This is a genomic window from Methylobacterium sp. A54F (assembly GCF_053346035.1).
Genome location: NZ_JBKFBF010000002.1, coordinates 431,910 through 448,472, shown reverse-complemented (window position 1 = coordinate 448,472; position 16,563 = coordinate 431,910). Strand labels below are relative to the sequence as shown.

The following is a 16,563-nucleotide window of genomic DNA, read 5'->3' as shown; positions in this document are numbered from 1 at the left end:
CGGTGGGCTCCGCGCCTACCTGACGGGCGCGGCCCGGCGGCCGGCGAGGGAGAAGCGATGCGACGCGCGGCACGAAACAGGGTGGTGTGCTGGGCATCGCTTCGGGCGCCCATTCGGGCCTGCCTCCGACTGGCGCTCCTCGCGGCGCCCGGTCTCGCCCGCGCGGAGGATTTCCCGGCTTTCGGCAACGGTCCGGACAACCGCAACTGGTCGGCGCTCGCGCAGATCGACCGCGAGACTGTGACGCGCCTGCGGCCGGCCTGGCTGTTCCAGAGCGGCGTTACCGGCTACTTCCAGGCGCAACCCGTGGTGGTCGCAGGCGTCCTCTACCTCTCCACCACGCAGAACCACGTCGCCGCGCTCGACGCGCGCACGGGCCGCGTCCTCTGGACCTACACGCACAAGCCCCGCACGGAAAAGATCTTCGGGCCGCCCTCGAATCGGGGCGTGGCGGTCTCGGGCGGCCTCGTCTACGAGGCGACCATGGATGGGCGCCTGATCGCCCTCGATGCCCGGACCGGCCGCATCGTGTTCGACCGCGAGGCGGTGCGCCCCGAGGAGGGCGAGACCGAGACCGCCTCGGGGCTCGCACAGGCTCTCGGTGGCAAGCCGGTGCAGGGTTCGAGCCGCCTCGGCTTCAAGATGCCGCCGCTCGTGGTGGGCGACCGCGTCATCGTCGGCGTGACCGGGGCAGGCTACGGGCTCCATGTCGAGGACGCGGCGGGCGGCCTCGACGGGGGGGCGGTGGTCGGCATCGAGGGCGGCTACGGCCGCCGCGGCTGGCTCGCAGCCTACGATGCGCGGTCCGGCGAGGAGGTCTGGCGCTGGTACGTCACCAAGGCGGATGGCTGGGAGGGGGATTTCGTGTCCGCCACTGCGGACGGCCTGCCCCTCCACCGGGACATCTCCGCCGAGAAGGCGGCCGCGCCCACCAACCGCGAGGCTTGGCGGGTCGGCGGCGGCTCCCTCTGGATGACGCCGGCCTACGATCCGGACCTCGGCCTGATCTATCTCGGTACCGGCAACCCGGCGCCGCAGAACTTCGGCCTCACACGCCCGGGCGACAACCTCTACACGATGAGCCTCGTTGCCCTCGACGTGCGGACCGGCCGCCTCCGCTGGCACTACCAGCAGGTACCGCACGAGGAGTGGGGCTACGACGTTGCCAGCCCGCCCTTCCTCCTCGACCTGCCGACGCCGGAGGGGTCGGTCAAGGCCGTGGCCTCGGCGAGCAAGACCGGGTTCGTCTACGTGCACGACCGCGCGACGGGCAGGCTCCTGCTGCGCTCCGAGCCGCTGATCCGGCACAAGAACCTGTTCGCGCCGCCGACGCCCGATGGCACGGTGGTGAGCCCCGGTCCTCTCGGCGCCGTCTCCTGGCCGCCCGTCGCCTACGATGCGGGCGCGGGCCTCGCCTTCGCGCAGGTGCGGCACGGGGCGGCGACCTACACGGTGAAGACCCTCCCGGCGGGGGGTGGGCGCCCGGAGGTGCGCTACACCGAGACCGGCGAGGCGAAGGGGGAGCCGAGCTTCAGCACGCTCACCGCGGTGGACCTCGCGCGGGGCGGGCGCATCGCCTGGTCGGTCAAGGCGGAGAGCCGGCTCTCGGGGGGCACCCTGGCCACCGCCGGGGGCCTCGTCTTCTCGGGCGAGGAGGACGGCTACCTCGATGCGCACGACGCCCGCGACGGGCGCGTGCTCTGGCGCTTCCAGTGCGGGGCCGGCATCAGCGGGCCGCCGATCACCTACGCGGTGGACGGCCGCCAGTACGTGGCAGTGGCCGCAGGCGGCGCCTCCTTCACCAAGGGCTCAGGCTTCGGCACTGGCGACGCGCTCGTGGTCTTCGCCCTGCCGGATTAGGGCGCTCAAGGCCCGGCGAGGCGGTGGCAGCAGCGCAGGCGCAGGCCGAACACCGCCAGCATGAACATGCAGCAGGTGGCGTTGTTGCCGTTGTAGAGCACTGATTCGAACGAGGCCGAGACCACCCCGAGGAGCCAGAGACGCAGGAACAACAGGGTCGGGGCGTCGAGGTCGCGCCCGCGGGCGATCCGCTGCAGGTCCGCCACCGGCATGATCACGAAAGCGATGAGGGTCAGCGCGAGGCCCGGCAGGCCCATCACGAGGGCGGCGTCGAGGTAGGCGTTGTGGGCGTGGTTCGCGGTGGTGACCCAGGTCTCGCTCTCGGAGCCCGCGAACATGGTGCGCTCGGTGCGCCAGAAGGCGCCGTAGCCCCAGCCGAGGATCGGCCGCTGCAGGACGTGGTCGGCGGCGAACTCCCAGATCTCGCTGCGCCCCGTGAAGGTCGCGTCCTTCAGGACGAGGCCGAGGGCCTCGCGTACTTCCGGCAGGAAGACGGAACCCACCGTGGCGAGGCTGAACAACAGGATCGGCCCGACGAGGAGCAGGCTGCGCGCCGCCGTCCCGGTGAAGACCCGCGCGAGCCCCGAGAGCGCGAGGACGAGCGGCAGCGTCGCGAGCGCGGTCTTCGAGTTCGTGCCGACGAGGAACGTTGCGGCAGCCGCGACGATGGTCCAGCCCCAGAACCGGCTCGCCGTCGCCGCCACGTAGAGGCCGACGATCACGAGGATCACCATGGCGGCGCCGGCCTCGTTCTTGTGCGGGAAGATGCCGCGCCATAGCCCGACGTGGTCGGGCTCGATCATCACGTCGAAGGCCGAGTGCACCGCGAGGCCCGGCACCAGGGCCACGGCGAGGTAGGACGAGACCAGGATGACGCCGGCCGCTCCCGCGAAGGCCAGGGCGAGCTGGCGCGGCGAGCGGGCGACCACCAGCATGCCCGCGGCGAGAAGCGCCGCGATGGCGAGCAGGATCACGCGGCGGACCGAGAGCAGCGGCTCGACGGAGGTGAGCACGGTGAGGCCCAGCCAGCCGGCGCAGAGCAGGAGCGGCACGGTCGCGATCGGGCGCAGCCGGGCAAAGCCGAGGCGGTGAAGGGCCGCCAGCATGGCGACAGCGAGTGACAGGAACACCGCCTGCGTGATCAGGCTGCCGCTCTCGGCAGCCTCGAGCAAGGTGCGGTCGCCGAGGTCCTGGAACCAGAGATGGTTCCAGAACGCGACGAGCACGGCGCCGTTGAGGGCGATCCGGAGGGCGTCGGGCAGGTCACGGACGGCTGCGGGCCCGGCGGCGGAGGAGGCGAGGGGGGCGGCCGACGACACGGGGACCTCGGTTGCGACGCGACGGACTTGGGGCGCGAGGATATCCTCTCGGACCCGGCAGGCCCGTAAGGGAATCGACGCCGCCCCCGATTATCCTCGCGTAAGGTTGACGCGAAGGAGGGCTGCACTTGAGCGGTGCGAACAATGGGTCTGCGCTGACGCGGCGCGCGCTGCTGGCCGGCGCAGCGGGTGCGCTCGGAGGCGATGCGCTCGCCGCCGAGGACGGGCTCGATGCTGCCGCCCGCGCGAAGGGCCTCACCTTCGGCAGCGCCGCGGTGATCACCCCGCTTCGCAACGACCCTGCCTACGGCCGGGCACTCGCCCGCGAGTGCGGCATGCTCGCCTGCGAGAACGAGACCAAGATGCTTTACGTGCTGCCGCGGCCGGACCTCGTAACCTACCGGGGCGGCGACGACACCCTGGCCTTCGCGCGCGCGCACGGGATGCGGATGCGCGGCCACACCCTCGTTTGGCACAATGCCATTCCCGACTGGGTCCTGCCGCGCATCACCCGGGATCGGGCAGAGAGTTTCCTGAGACAATGGATTGCCTCGGTCGCCGGCCATTTCCGGGGCCGCTTCGAGAGCTGGGACGTCGTCAACGAGATCTTGGCGCCGATCGAGGGGCGGCCGGACGGTCTGCGCAACACGCCCTGGCTCGCCGCGCTCGGGCCACGCTACGTGGACCTCGCCTTCGAGATACTGCGCGAGGTCGACCCGGCGGCGGCCGGAGTCTGGAACGAGGACGATTGCGAGCAGGGTGAGCCCTGGATGGATGCCCGCCGGGCGCTCGTGCTGCGCACCCTGGAAGGCCTCCTGAAGCGCGGCGTGCCGATCCACCGCTTCGGGATGCAGTCGCACATCTATTCCACCTTCCCGCTCGACGCGGGCAAGCTGCGCGCCTTCCTGCGCGAGATCGCCGGGATGGGCCTCGGCATCGAGATCACCGAACTCGACATCGACGACCGCGCCTACCCGGCCGACCCCGCGACTCGGGATCGACGTGTGGCGGAGTTCGGCCGGCGCTTCCTCGACGTCGTTCTCGACGAGCCGGCCGTGCTCAACGTCGTCACCTGGAACATCACGGATCGCGGGACGTGGCTCAACGCCTCGCCGATCCGCCGCCGGCCGGATGGGCTACCGCAGCGAGGACTGCCACTGGACGATGCATATCGGCGCAAGCCCCTATGGACAGCGATGCGCCAAGCGTTTCGAGACGCGCCGGACCATTCCGTTGCCCGAGCGAAGCTGCGGACCAAGCGTTCATGATCCACTCTGCATCGGAACTCCCGTCGCCCGCACACCAATCCCTGTCGACGACACAGGTGAGGCCGAAAAAGTCAAGTTGCCACGGCGGCAGCTTTCCGGGTTGAACAGAGAACGCGGCGGAGCTGACAGCATGCCGATCGGAGCGATCTTGGCGATGGTGGACGACTCAGCGGGATTCGAGCAAAACAAAGGTCGACTGCTCTCGTTTAGCCCTACAAAAAGTCTCATTCCTATCGTCCAAGATAATTCAATCGGTGCCTCGGACGGGCACTCGTTGAGTTCGAGAGGGTTTGGGAGATGTTACGGCTCAGCATGTCCGGCCTCGCGGCGGCCGCGCTCTGCACGATGCTCGGGTTTCCGTATTTCGGCTGGAGTTCAATCGTTGCCGCGCCGTTCGTCGGCAGCACCGCCGCTCTTGCCGTTGCGGTTTTGCACCTCAGGGTCTCGGAACACGATCAGTTCACCGACTGGAGCGGGAAACTTCGCGCGGAGTATCGCCCGGAAGCCCATGATAATGACGGTACGCCAAGCGTGAAGGACTCGGACGCGGCGTAGGACGAAGGCTGGACCACGCGGGACGACAATCTGCGCTGAAAGGTGTCCGCCATGCGTCGGGCACCCTTGGATGCTCGGGTATCTTTGTTGCAACGGAACGGGGGATGGGCCTAGAGCCCTGCGTTGCCTTGTACAAATTCGCAGCAGCCCACGAGCTGGCTTCGATGGGTCAGCGAGCCTGCTGTTACTGAAAAAACGAAACAGTGGACCGACAGCTTCACCAGATCAGTGGTGTGCAGACGCTCCTGCGCGGAGATAGGGCCGAACAGGACTCCACAGAGCGGAGCGGTCAAAAGCAAGGAGAATATGGCGCGCCTCGACGCCGACGTTTCGAACGAATTGCTCGAAACGCTGGCCGACTGGAGCACCCTCCTTGAGCACCGCAAGTCGCATGACTTGCCGGTGCCGCCATGTCCCTAAGAGGCGCATTCGACACCCAGGCAGCGGCTTCGACACCGCCTCAGCTTAAGCGAGCAAAACGTGAGAAGCCGCCTTCCCCTTTTAGCCTGCGGCTGAATGCCGAGGAGCGCGCCCGCCTGGCTGCTGAGGCCGCAGGCGCGCCCCTCGGCACATATCTCCGTGCCAAGCTCCTTGACGAACCGGTCCCGGCACGAGTCCGAAAGAGCGGCATCTCGATCGCCGATCGGCGCGCGCTGGCGCAGCTCATCGCCCTGCTCGGCCGCTCGCGCGTCTTCAGCAACCTGAACCAGCTCGCCCATGCGGCGAATACCGGCTCGCTGCCGGTGACGCCCGAGACCGATGCGGCGCTCGCCCAGGCGCTTGCCGACCTTCATGAAATCCGCGCGCTGCTGCTTGCGAGCCTCGGCCTTAAGCCGGAGGCGCAGCCATGATCCTCAAAGGCTCACAGCGCGGCGGCGGCCAGGACCTTGCCGCCCACCTCATGCGCACTGACGACAATGAGCATGTGCGCGTCCACGAGCTGCGCGAGTTCGCCTCGGACAATCTGCGCGGCGCATTCAAGGAGGCCGAAGCGATCAGCCGCGGCACCAAATGCCGCCAGTATCTTTTCTCGCTGTCATTCTCGCCGCCCGAAAGCGCGCGGGTCAGCGAGGCCGAGTTCGAGCAGGCGATTGATGAAGCCGAGCGCCGGTTAGGCTTGGACGGCCAGCCGCGAGCGATCATCTTCCATGAGAAGGAAGGCCGCCGCCACGCTCATGCAGTTTGGAGCCGGATCGACGCCGCGACCATGACGGCGCGCCCGGTGCCGTTCTTCAAGAACAAGCTCGTCGCCCTCTCCCGCGATCTCTACCTCGATCACGGCTGGGACATGCCGCGCGGCATCGCCCAGGCCGGGATGCGCGATCCCACCAACTTCACGCTCGCCGAGTGGCAGCAGGCCAAGCGCCAAGGCCAGGACCCGCGCTGGCTCAAGGCGGCGGTGCAATCCTCGTGGCAGGCATCCGATAGCGGTGCTGCCTTCTCTCGCGCGCTCGAAGAGCATGGCTGCTTCCTCGCGCGCGGCGACCGACGCGGACACGTCATCATCGACCATGACGGCGAGGTTCATTCGCTCTCCCGCGTGCTCGGGACCAAGACCAAGGATGTGAAGGCGCGGCTCGGCGATGGCGAGGCGCTGCCGTCCGTCGATGCGACCAGAAAGACGCTCGGAGAGCGGATGACACCCGCGCTCAAGCGACACGTCGCGGGGTCGCGGACCAAGTTCCAGAAATCCACTGCCACCCTCGCCCACGCCAAGATGGAAATGATCCATCGCCACCGCGATGGGCGCGCCAAGCTCGACCAGGAGCACACGCGCAGCTGGGACGCCGAGACGAAAGCGCGAGCGGCGCGACTGCCCAAAGGCCTGCGCGGCCTGTGGCACCGGATCACCGGCCAATATCAAAAGGTCCGCGCGCAGAATGAAGCGGAAGCCAAGGCAACCCGGGAGGGACAGGCGCAAGAACGCCAGCAGCTAATTGATCGGCAGCGCGAAGAGCGCGCCCGCCTCCAAATTGAATTCAAATCCTTACGCAACCGACAGGCCGATGAGCTGCTGGAATTGCGGCGTGAGCTTGGTCGCTTCTTCAAATTCTCGCGCGGCCTTGATCCTGGCCCAGTCCGCAAGCGCGAGATGTCCATCGGTCTGGGCCTGGAGCGATAGCTTCTCGATAGGAGGCGTTCATGGCGAACAACAATGACAACAGTGGCGCGGCAATGGCCGTTGCCGTGGTCGTTACCGGTGCGATGATTGCGGGTGCTTTTGTTTTTGCAATCCTCGCCTTTGTCTCGATTGTTCTAACGGTCGTATGCTTTACCGCCTGGAACAAGCCAATCCAGTTCTGCGGCGAAACTCTCACGCCGGAGGATGCCCGCGCTTTCGTGCGGCGTGGGTTGATCGGGGCCGGTCTCGTCCCCGCCTTCGCCTTTTTCGCGTCCGCGTTGTTCGGCGTGCCGATCAGGCCTGACTTCGTAATCTACCTGCCGATTGGCGGCTACGCTGTCGGTTCGGTGGTCGTCACCTATCACCTGGAGAAGGCAAAGGCGGAAGCCGCGCAGGCAGAAGCTGCGATGCAGGCACTGCTTCCTCCGCAGCCGGTCCGCCAAACTCAAACCATCGAGCCGCTTCCTTCCGAGTACGCCGAACACAAGCGCCAGACTGAGCGCGAGCCATTCCGCTTCGCAACCTGGGACGATGAAGAGGAGCTGCGCAAATGAGCCTGCGCAATCTCGTCGAAATCCATCAATTCCTGTTCAGCCTCGAATCCCAGGCGGCCCAACGGCTCGCTTGGGAGGATGCCGAGCAGGCGCGGATTGCCAGAGCGCGAGCGGAAGCTGTTGCGGCCGCCCGCCTTCGCCAGATGCTTGATGCGAACCCGAGTGGACAGCTCGGGAACGCCAAGCTCAATGATATCGAAGCCTTAATCCGGTCGGGGCTGCTATGAGCGTCCCGGCCATTCGCACCTACCGGAATATCCGCCGAGGGATCGAACTCGGGTTCATCGACGGATATCCGCTCGTCTATGACGGGACGGAGCCTGTCGCGATTGATGCCCAAGCGGGAAAGGGCAAGCTCACACGCTTCTTGGGCGTGAACCTAGTCTCTCCCCGCACGGCTCATTTCAGCAAAATTGCCCCCGATCCCAAGGATGGCAAACTGGCCTGGGTGTCGTGGGTGACGCTCAAGCGCCAGGGCTACCGCGTCCGGTTCATCAACGCGGGCAATCATCATGGCTACCCTTCCGAGAGCTATAACATCAACACGCGTCTCCTGGAGACGGTCGCCAACCCTGCCCAGCGTGGCGTCGTCGGCGAAGCGGCCTATGACGCTGCGAGCTTTCTGGTGCCGCAGGACCCGGACTCGAAGAACCGCTGGGTGAGCCAGGGCGTCCGGAGCTTCTTCACGCTCTACAACAAGATCACAGCCCTCTACCCGTCCGAGCGCTGGTCCTGCTCGCCCGGTGGCCTGTGGGATTTTTGGGGACGGCCGCGCGAAGAGATCGCCGACGATTTGCTTGTCTGGGCTGCGGATCGGCGGATGCAGGACGAAGCCGGTATGTGCCGCCTGGTCGCTGGCCTCACCGCCTCGCCCGACCAGTGGAACGCTTACGCCTCGCTCATCATCGAGCGACTGCAAGGCTTCCAACCAGGAATGGCGGCCCGCACCCTTACGAACCGGAACTCGTTCGATCCCGCCGATATGAAGCGCGAGAGAACGGCGCTCTTCATCATCGGCGCGGCGCGATCCGAGACCAGCCGCAACTTCGTTGGCGCGATGACCGCCGCCGTGATCGAGCGCTTTGCCGATGCGCAAGGCCCGCTCCGCGCACTCGTGATCGGCGAGGAATGGGGACAGCTCTACATTTCAAATTTCCATGAGATTTTGACCCTCTACCGCCAGGGCGGCATCAACTTCCTGGGCGTGTTCCAGAACGCCGCCGCGCAGATCGAAACCCGCTATGGGCGCGAGACTGCCCGCATCTGGAAGAAGGCCGTGGCTCATACGCTCTATAGGGGTCTGCCGGACAGCGACACGCTCAAAGAGATTGAGCACCGCTCCGGCAAAACCTCCGTGATGGTGCGCGGCTTCAACGTGAACTCGAACCAAGTGAACGGCTCGGGCGACAACCTCGTCGAGCAGGCACGGCCCCTGCTCCAAGTAGAGGATATTCGGCGAGCGACTAGCGGAGAGACCGCCCTGCTCGATGCGAGAGATTGGGGCTTCTTTGCCGTTGAAACCCCGGAGTTTTGGTGCCGATCGGAACTCAATGACATGCTCAGAAATATTAAATAGGACCAGTCATTCAGCTCAGAAAATTTGCTGACTATCGTTGATGCGGCTTGCTCGGCGTAACCTTAGGAGCAGAATCACGATGCATACACATGTGAAAGCTTTTCAAAATGGGCGTCCTTCAACCCTTTGAATGAAGCTCCAGTCATAATCAACTGCGCGCCCTTATATTCCTCTCGCTTGAGCAAATCGATAAATGGCTGAACTATAAAATTTTCCTTATCTTCCACAGCCTCCCCAGAAAACTCACCCGGAACGTCTATTATAGCAATTCCTGGGTAATGGCAGGACGGTTGGTTGCTCAAAGCCAGGAGGCCATAATGGTAAGCCATCAAGAAATATAAAGTATCCGTTCCGCCAAGAGCCATATTCCATCGACGACGACCAACTTTGATAGAAAACCCAGATCGCGATATATCAATGTTGATAGGGTTATGACGCCAGATACCCGGCTTTTGAGCGTTCAACGCGTTAAGATAATCATTCATACCATCTTCTAGCAAAGTGGAGGCCGCACCGAAATCTGTAGATTGTATAGTTCTATCCACTTCAGCTTGAAGCGGCTCAATTTCTTTTTCCAACTCCTCGATCTGTTTGGTCAAATCATCGCCAATTCCTAAAGCTGCTAAAACTCTTCCGAGCTGGCGCTCGCGTTCACTCAGCTGCCCAAGTTCCACATCAATCGCACTTACTTCTTCTTGCACAAGCGCCGAGACTGCGTGCCTTGCCGGAAGAAGCTCCCTCTCAATTATTCTAAGCCTTTCCTCTCCGTTCTGTATTTCAGAAGAGAGCTTTTTCTGTTCCCGACGGAGCAAAAAAAGGAGTTCGTCAGCTTCTTTGAGTTCACTGGACAATCTGTCGCTCTCAAAGCGCAGCCGAACTGCGCCAAGTTCTTCGATAACAGTTTCGTCGGGCAAATTCTGATCACACAGAAAACAATGATGGGCTTCGAATTTCCTAGTTGACACCGACTGATCGCAAGCTGGGCAGTGTGTTATCCTTAGATCGGAAAGAACCGCGCCCGCATCTTCCGCGCGAGCCAACCTGTCGAGCTCATCGGTCAAATCTTTATAATAACGAGTCATTTCATCCATGCGATCAGATGTTGCCTTTAGCTTACGTTGCTGCTCCTCAAGCCTGACGATGATCGTTGCTCTTTCCTCGCCCAACTGTGCTATACGCCCACGGAGTGGAGAAGGTATTGCTTGATCACCTGCCGATTTCAGAACAACGTGGCGCTTATTATCTAGATCATTTGCATCTTGCTGTAATCGCGCTAAGGCAGCTTTGACTGAACTTGAGTTGACGCTTACGGTAAGACCTGGATCCTGAAGAACATCGCGCGCTAGTTCTTCCAATGTTTCACCAAACTGATCCCTCTTCGCCTTAAGTCTCTCCGCCTTCATCCTCAAATGGATTAAAGAGCCGTAGGCATCGGTGTAAACGCGTTCAGCAAGTCCTAAGAACTGCAGGAGGCAGGCATGCTGCTCACCGTCAGGCTGTTGGTCGGCGATCCCGCCCCAAAATCTTTGCTGACGAAAGATGTGCCGCAATAGCATCCTAAAGCTTAGTTCAGGCCACGTCTGGCCTGACATGGGGTTCCCCTTTGGAAAATTAAGGCGCGGAATATTGAGCTTCTCAAGTAGCCAAGCCTGGAAATCCCCGGCACTCATTGCTACTTCATCGACAAAGATTTTTGTTTTTGCGCCTTTCTCGATCCATCGGCGCTCAACGCGCACTTCCTCGCGGCCGATCATTAATTGAGCCGCGGCAGCATCATATTTATCTGGCAGCCCTGTCTCCTCGGCTCCTTCAAATGGGTTGTCTCCGCTATCCCCGAGCAAAAAATCGAGCGTCTGGAGCCATTTGGTTTTGCCAGTGTTAGGGCGTCCAATCAGAAGATTTACGCCTGGTTCGAATATTAATTCTTCGACATTTCCGGTTGCGAAACGCCGCTCGAGCCTGGATATAGATAGATACGGCTGGCTCATCGGCTAATCCTCTCCCCCATTGGGCGCTTACCTACTTCAGTATCAAATAATTTATAGATCAGATTTTTTAAGTAGCTGCCGTTTTTTGCACCGAAAGTTCGCTTGATCTCCCGCATACGCTCCACAATCGGCTTGAAAGATGAGCGCTCAACTAAGAGTTTCGTGCGCTCGATGCCCAGGGAGGTTAAAGAGATTTGGTACGACTTGCCGGACTTCGCAACATTTATAAGTTTCTTTGCCTCAAGATGCGCCAGAACGTGGTAGTATCTTTTGTCCCATGGTCCGTAATGATGCCTCACCATGGCAGACTCTACTCTTTCATCGGTGGCATCATCCAAATCACTCGTTGTACCTCTCGCCTCGACTGCGGATCGTGCAGCTTCAAAAAATTCAGGGTAGCGAGCGAAAAAATCTAGTTTTGCCATCTTTGTGAGGCCATCAATACGGCCTTTCACGCCGCATAAATGCAGAAGTAGCATCAAGCGGGCAGCATGAAACTCGACAATGTCATCAGCTGATAGAGGCAGGCTTGCCGGTTGTGCTCCGACTCTGTTTAAAGATTTCATGATTCTACCTCACAAACTTCAGGAGGCAGCGGTCGGCAATATCGTACATACACCCTTTTAAAAAACTTGCGTGATCTTCTGATGAAGCGGCACGTTCTGTATTAATATCGTCCATTCGTTCTAAACAATGGGAATGAAAAGCGGTCCCATCTAAATCAAGCTTACCGGCTACGAGGCGTGCTCTTAGCGTCAGAACTTCGGATTGAACTCGGCGTTGGAGGCGTGCTGCATCATCGACTTCCAGATACCGAGGTGATCGCTTTTCCGCAGCGTAATCACGCCGGAGTTCGACAGCGAGTGCAATAAGGTCCTCAGGTAGATTGGCATCAGCCATTTTGGTGGCAAGTTTTCCGCCTGCAATGATCTTTGCTCCTTCGATGAGCTCATGGACTCGCCCTTCCCACCATAATCGCAATGCAGCTCTCGAAATGATCTTTTTGCTCGGATCGGGGTCCCATTTCGCATCAGCAGCCGCTTTTACTTTTATTCTGAGTTCGTCCAGCAGGACTTCGGCATGGTCTAGAAGGATCGGTCGCCCTTCCTTCTGAGCAAGGCGTATAATCCCGTGAATGTTTTGATGACGAACGCTATTCTCGTCGTGGCGTTCATCCCAACGACAGTTTTCTAGCCAATAGCTTGCGTCATTGCCTTTCGGTGATTTAACGCCGGGGAAGCGGGTTTCCAACTCAGCTCGCAACGCTGCCATGGCGCCACAGTCGGGCGATCTGCTGAGCGAGCCAAATGGAAATGTCAGCGGGCGTAATTCACTTACGACTGGGCGTAAGGTTATGATGCGGAAAATCGAACTTTCAGAATGTTTGTCGCGATTCAGAGAAGCTTCGTATATCGAGGTCCCTACTGCAGTCTTCTTTTTTCTCTGGCATAGGTCAGCAATCGACCAAAGCTTGTTATCCTCTCCTGCTTTAACCTGAGCGTACTCAGCAACTATAATATCTACGCCCTCGACTCGAACAATCACAATATCGTCGTGCGTTTCGCAATGAATTTTTATTATAGCAGGGTCGTCTAGCATCTCAATTAAGAAGCCGACGGCAATATCATCCTGGTAATTGAAACCGATGCGTGCAATGGGCCCACCTTGCTCCATAGGCTTGGCCTCATCTATCGAAGGCCACTTTGTATCTGGCGGCGTTTCCAAAACATCCTCGTATCTTTACTTTCTGTCTTATATTACCTACTGGCCGCTAGTTGGCTAGCCCTGATCCGCACTCGATGAATTGGTCACGGTCTCGGTGGGCGCCGTGCGCGCTTTTCAATGCCTGCTGTAACCTACCCGGTAAGGTTGAGCTTCCAGCACGATCAGGGTCCAGGGGCTCGATGGCCCATTGTCGCGTCCAGGTGCGATGAACCTGGTGCAGGGTTCCAAGGGCGGCAGACGCCTTTGGTCGATGGGGTCCAGGGGAGAGCGAAGTCTCCTTCTGGTCGTGGTCCAGCGGCGAAGCGCCTGGTCCGGGTGGGTTTCGGGAGGGGCAGGAACGCCTCCTCCTGAACGAATGAAACGGCGGACGTTTCTGTGGTGCGATGAGGCTCAATGCCGAGGGAACGCCACGGCGTGGGGGATGCAACGGGGGCGCGCAGCGGCCCCCTTGCCAAGATTGCGGTGTATTACACCGCACATCTTGCACGTCGCGCTATCCGCCTCGTGCTCATATTCGGTGGTCGCTCTGCCTTCTCCGTCTGCACCATCGACGGGTTATGCCGGGCTTGCTCTCTTTGGCCTATTCGCCATGCGGATGCCGCTGCTCCGGGCTTGCGTAATGCTCCGCGATCGCCTCTGCCGTAATGCGCTTGCCGGTCGCCTGCTCGATGATCGCCGCGATGTCCTGGTCCGATTTCCCGGCCTTGCGATGCTGCTCGATCTCGTCGCTCACCATGCCAACGAACGCCTCGACCGGGAACACCTCCTCCGGCAGATTGAGAGCTGACCGCAACGCCTTTTGGGCCGCGATGGATTGATCGAGGGTGAAGCTGTCGTCGTGCGCCATTGTGAGACCTCCTATCTGCTCTCCCGCGAACTGACAGGCTTTGCTGTAGTTCCAAAGCGCTAACCGTCGTCCTCGTCGCTTTGCAGGTCCATCTCCCAATTCCTGCCGCCATACATGATGCGCAGGATCGTGACGCGCTCCGGCTCCACTGTGAACGCGATCGTCGCGCGGCGTTCGAAGCCGATGATGCGAAGCCCTGGCCGAATATCGTCCCGCTTAGCGCCGCGCTCTGCGAGCAGGTCGAACCCACTTAGATACCGCTCGATCCGCTCGATGTAGCCAAGCGCAATCTCGGGCGACGCCGCTGCCGCGATCCAGTCATAGAGGGTGTTGAGGTCGTCCCGCGCTTCCGGTGCGAGAGTGAGAACGCGGCGCTTCACTTCGGATCGCGCAGACGCTTGGTATGGCGAGCCCTGATCTCGGCGAACACGCTTTCTGCTGGAATACCGCGGGACGGATCAGCCGCCATCGCATCATAGGCCGGGGCAACCTCATCCTTGAGCCAGCGCTCGACCGCCTCGTCCCGCTCCCGCAACGCCCGCAGTCCCGCCCGGACGACCTCGCTCGTGGAAGCGTAATCACCCGAAGCCACCTTGGCGTCGATAAACGCGGTGTGCTCGGTCGGCAGGCTGATGGTTCGTTTTTCGATCGTCGGCATGGCGTGGCTCCTTACCGGTCATCATAGCACACTGGGTATGAAAAAGTCATACTCTCTGTCTGGAATAACGTTGAGACGGGGGCTGCAACCCGCACCCATGTCCGCCAGAGAGTAGCGCAGGCCAAGACCACACCCCCTGACCGGCAAGGCCGTGAATCCCCTGCATTGACGTAGCCTGCCCGTAGGCCCGCGCTCCCCAAGCGCTGTAGGGCCGAAGGGCGGGCGGGCAGGACCGAGCGACGGAAGCACCAAGTCGCATCCACACGCGTCGCGCCGACTGACCCTACCGCAACACACGGGTCTTGCAGACAGCGCCGTTGGTCGTACGTTTCTTGGTGTGAGTTGAGTGTTGACCGCTTACCTTGGTTATGACGGATTGCTTAGGTCAGTTAGGCTGCATACCACAAAGCCAAAGGCGAAGAGATTAGGCAGATCGAAAAGCGAAGACGCAACAGCGACTTAACATAGAACCTGAACAAATTTCGCTGGCAATCACAACGCCGACCCACAGGGCCGCTCGCCCAAGATATACCAATCTCGTAGGATTTTATTCTTGTAGAGTGAGGTAGCTTCGCGTATAGTCAAAGCATCCCGACCCGGCACAAGAAAGGAGGACGGCCATGAGAGTGGACGAAGGCGACCGCATTGCTGAAATGGTCCGAGCCGAAAGCGAACTGCCGCTCGCTTCGATGGCTAATTTCGATGCAGCGGACTATCTCCCCTACCTTGGCGGGCTCGATCTGACAGACGCTCAAGCCAGCGAGCTGTTGCGAATCCTCTGGGACATGATGCGGATGTGCATCGAGATGGATTTGCCGCCCGAAAGTTGGGGGCAGATTACGTCTCAAGTCTTTGCGGACGCCGCCCGTGATTCGGGCGATGTAGAATAAACGAACCATCAGCGGAGAAACCTAAAACATCACGGGGCCCGGCATGAAACGCAAACTGCAATCCATCGACAACCAAGACGTGACCGCGGTCATATATTGCCGGATTTCGAGCAAGAAGCAGGAGCGCGAGGGCGACGGGCTCGCCTCACAGGAAACGCGGCTGCGCGATTACTGCGAACGCTCCGGCTACAACGTCGTCAAAGTCTTTCGCGACAAGCTGACCGGCAGCGATAGCCAGCGGCCCGGGCTGCGCCAGATGCTTGCCTTCGTCGCTGCGGACAAAAAGGTGCGCTACCGCATCGTCTTCGACCATCTCGATCGCTTCACCCGCAATTTCTATGATCACGCCGACCTCCGCCGCGAGTTGGCAAAGCTCGGTGCGATCCTGGAGACACCCGCAGGCGTGCTCGATGACCGCTCGTCGTCGCGCCTCATGGAGAATGTGACCGTCGCCTTCGCGGATTATCACCGCATCAACAACCGCGAGCAGACGCTCAACCGGATGCAGGCGCGTGTCGCGAACGGGTTCGCGGTGTTCTGCGCGCCCTCCGGCTACGCCTATGGCCGCGTTGCAGGCTTCAATGGCCGGATGCTGGTGCGCCAGGAGCCGCAGGCGTCAATCGTCAAGCAGGCGCTCGAAGCCTACGCCTCGCGCCAGCTGGAAAGCCAAGCGGACGTGGTGCGCTTCCTCGAAGAGCACCCGCTCTACCCCAAGCCGAAGAACGGCAAGGTTCCGCACCAACGCGTCGGCGACATTCTCCGAAACCCGATATATGCGGGGTACGTCGAAGCGCCTAGCTGGGGCGTGGAGCGCCGCAAGGGCCATCACGAGGCGTTGATTTCCTATGAGACGTTCCAACGCATCCAGGACCGGCTCAACGGCCTGCGCATCACCTACCGGACCGACCTGAGCCAGGATTTCCCGCTGCGCGGCTTCGTGCTGTGCGGCGACTGCGAAGGGCCGCTCACGGCCTGCTGGTCGATCAGCGGCAGCGCGCAGAAGAAGCGCCACCCCTACTACCAGTGCCCGAAGAAGGGCTGCGCCAGCTACGGCAAAGCGATTCGCCGCGACGTGATCGAAGGCGAGTTTGAGACCATGCTCAAAGGCGCCCAGCCGCAGCCTCAACTCTTCGATGTCGCGACCGCGATGATGAAGGACCTTTGGAACCGGAAGCAGGCGAACGCCGCAGGCCAGACCAAA

Annotated in this window: 16 protein-coding genes and 1 pseudogene; 10 read left to right on the top strand and 7 right to left on the bottom strand. The window is 61.5% G+C overall.

Features of this window, described 5'->3' with window-relative positions:
• The first annotated feature begins 111 nt into the window (after positions 1-111).
• Complete coding sequence (locus tag ACLBXP_RS05805) at positions 112-1,860, top strand: outer membrane protein assembly factor BamB family protein (protein WP_447666732.1); 1,749 nt, start codon at positions 112-114, stop codon at positions 1,858-1,860.
• A gap of 5 nt (positions 1,861-1,865) precedes the next feature.
• Here the strand turns inward: ACLBXP_RS05805 and ACLBXP_RS05800 are convergent, their stop codons facing one another.
• Entirely contained in the window at positions 1,866-3,179 is a 1,314-nt protein-coding gene (locus ACLBXP_RS05800; protein WP_447666622.1) for an O-antigen ligase family protein, read from the bottom strand.
• Positions 3,180-3,307: 128 nt separating this feature from the next.
• On the opposite strand from ACLBXP_RS05800, the gene ACLBXP_RS05795 reads away from it, so the two are divergent.
• From ACLBXP_RS05795 to ACLBXP_RS05765, 7 genes are all read left to right on the top strand, one after another.
• The gene (locus tag ACLBXP_RS05795) at positions 3,308-4,447 is read left to right on the top strand and encodes an endo-1,4-beta-xylanase (RefSeq protein ID WP_447666621.1); all 1,140 of its coding nucleotides are present in this window, start codon (positions 3,308-3,310) and stop codon (positions 4,445-4,447) included.
• 312 nt (positions 4,448-4,759) lie between these two features.
• Complete coding sequence (locus ACLBXP_RS05790; protein WP_447666620.1) at positions 4,760-5,002, top strand: hypothetical protein; 243 nt, start codon at positions 4,760-4,762, stop codon at positions 5,000-5,002.
• Between the two features lie 410 nt (positions 5,003-5,412).
• Positions 5,413-5,853, top strand: a complete 441-nt coding sequence (locus ACLBXP_RS05785; RefSeq protein WP_447666619.1) for a hypothetical protein — start codon at positions 5,413-5,415, stop codon at positions 5,851-5,853.
• Positions 5,850-7,124 carry a relaxase/mobilization nuclease domain-containing protein gene (locus ACLBXP_RS05780; protein WP_447666618.1) on the top strand — a complete coding sequence of 425 codons (1,275 nt, stop codon included), beginning with the start codon at positions 5,850-5,852 and terminating at the stop codon, positions 7,122-7,124. Before ACLBXP_RS05785 ends, ACLBXP_RS05780 begins: the two co-directional genes overlap by 4 nt.
• A gap of 20 nt (positions 7,125-7,144) precedes the next feature.
• Positions 7,145-7,678, top strand: coding sequence for a hypothetical protein (locus ACLBXP_RS05775; RefSeq protein WP_447666617.1), 534 nt, complete (start codon positions 7,145-7,147; stop codon positions 7,676-7,678).
• Positions 7,675-7,905 carry a hypothetical protein gene (locus tag ACLBXP_RS05770; RefSeq protein ID WP_447666616.1) on the top strand — a complete coding sequence of 77 codons (231 nt, stop codon included), beginning with the start codon at positions 7,675-7,677 and terminating at the stop codon, positions 7,903-7,905. Before ACLBXP_RS05775 ends, ACLBXP_RS05770 begins: the two co-directional genes overlap by 4 nt.
• Complete coding sequence (locus ACLBXP_RS05765) at positions 7,902-9,254, top strand: type IV secretory system conjugative DNA transfer family protein (RefSeq protein ID WP_447666615.1); 1,353 nt, start codon at positions 7,902-7,904, stop codon at positions 9,252-9,254. The genes ACLBXP_RS05770 and ACLBXP_RS05765 overlap by 4 nt, the downstream gene beginning before the upstream one ends.
• A gap of 74 nt (positions 9,255-9,328) precedes the next feature.
• On the opposite strand, the gene ACLBXP_RS05760 is transcribed toward ACLBXP_RS05765, so the two are convergent.
• From ACLBXP_RS05760 to ACLBXP_RS05735, 6 genes are all read right to left on the bottom strand, one after another.
• Complete coding sequence (locus ACLBXP_RS05760; protein WP_447666614.1) at positions 9,329-11,242, bottom strand: hypothetical protein; 1,914 nt, start codon at positions 11,240-11,242, stop codon at positions 9,329-9,331.
• Entirely contained in the window at positions 11,239-11,808 is a 570-nt protein-coding gene (locus ACLBXP_RS05755; RefSeq protein ID WP_447666613.1) for a hypothetical protein, read from the bottom strand. The genes ACLBXP_RS05760 and ACLBXP_RS05755 overlap by 4 nt, the downstream gene beginning before the upstream one ends.
• A gap of 4 nt (positions 11,809-11,812) precedes the next feature.
• A complete protein-coding gene (locus ACLBXP_RS05750; RefSeq protein WP_447666612.1) occupies positions 11,813-12,967 on the bottom strand; it encodes a dsDNA nuclease domain-containing protein in 1,155 nt (384 codons plus the stop codon).
• Positions 12,968-13,547: 580 nt separating this feature from the next.
• Positions 13,548-13,814 carry a hypothetical protein gene (locus ACLBXP_RS05745; protein WP_447666611.1) on the bottom strand — a complete coding sequence of 89 codons (267 nt, stop codon included), beginning with the start codon at positions 13,812-13,814 and terminating at the stop codon, positions 13,548-13,550.
• A 59-nt stretch (positions 13,815-13,873) separates the two neighbouring features.
• Positions 13,874-14,194 carry a type II toxin-antitoxin system RelE/ParE family toxin gene (locus ACLBXP_RS05740; RefSeq protein ID WP_447666610.1) on the bottom strand — a complete coding sequence of 107 codons (321 nt, stop codon included), beginning with the start codon at positions 14,192-14,194 and terminating at the stop codon, positions 13,874-13,876.
• On the bottom strand, positions 14,191-14,472 hold the full coding sequence (locus ACLBXP_RS05735; RefSeq protein ID WP_447666609.1) for a type II toxin-antitoxin system ParD family antitoxin: 282 nt from the start codon (positions 14,470-14,472) through the stop codon (positions 14,191-14,193). Before ACLBXP_RS05735 ends, ACLBXP_RS05740 begins: the two co-directional genes overlap by 4 nt.
• A 620-nt stretch (positions 14,473-15,092) precedes the next feature.
• On the opposite strand from ACLBXP_RS05735, the gene ACLBXP_RS05730 reads away from it, so the two are divergent.
• Positions 15,093-15,362: a hypothetical protein gene (locus ACLBXP_RS05730; protein WP_447666608.1), complete on the top strand. Its 270-nt coding sequence runs from the start codon at positions 15,093-15,095 to the stop codon at positions 15,360-15,362.
• Between the two features lie 43 nt (positions 15,363-15,405).
• Positions 15,406-16,404, top strand: a pseudogene (locus ACLBXP_RS05725) (recombinase family protein); the annotation flags it as partial.
• Between the last annotated feature and the right edge of the window lie 159 nt (positions 16,405-16,563).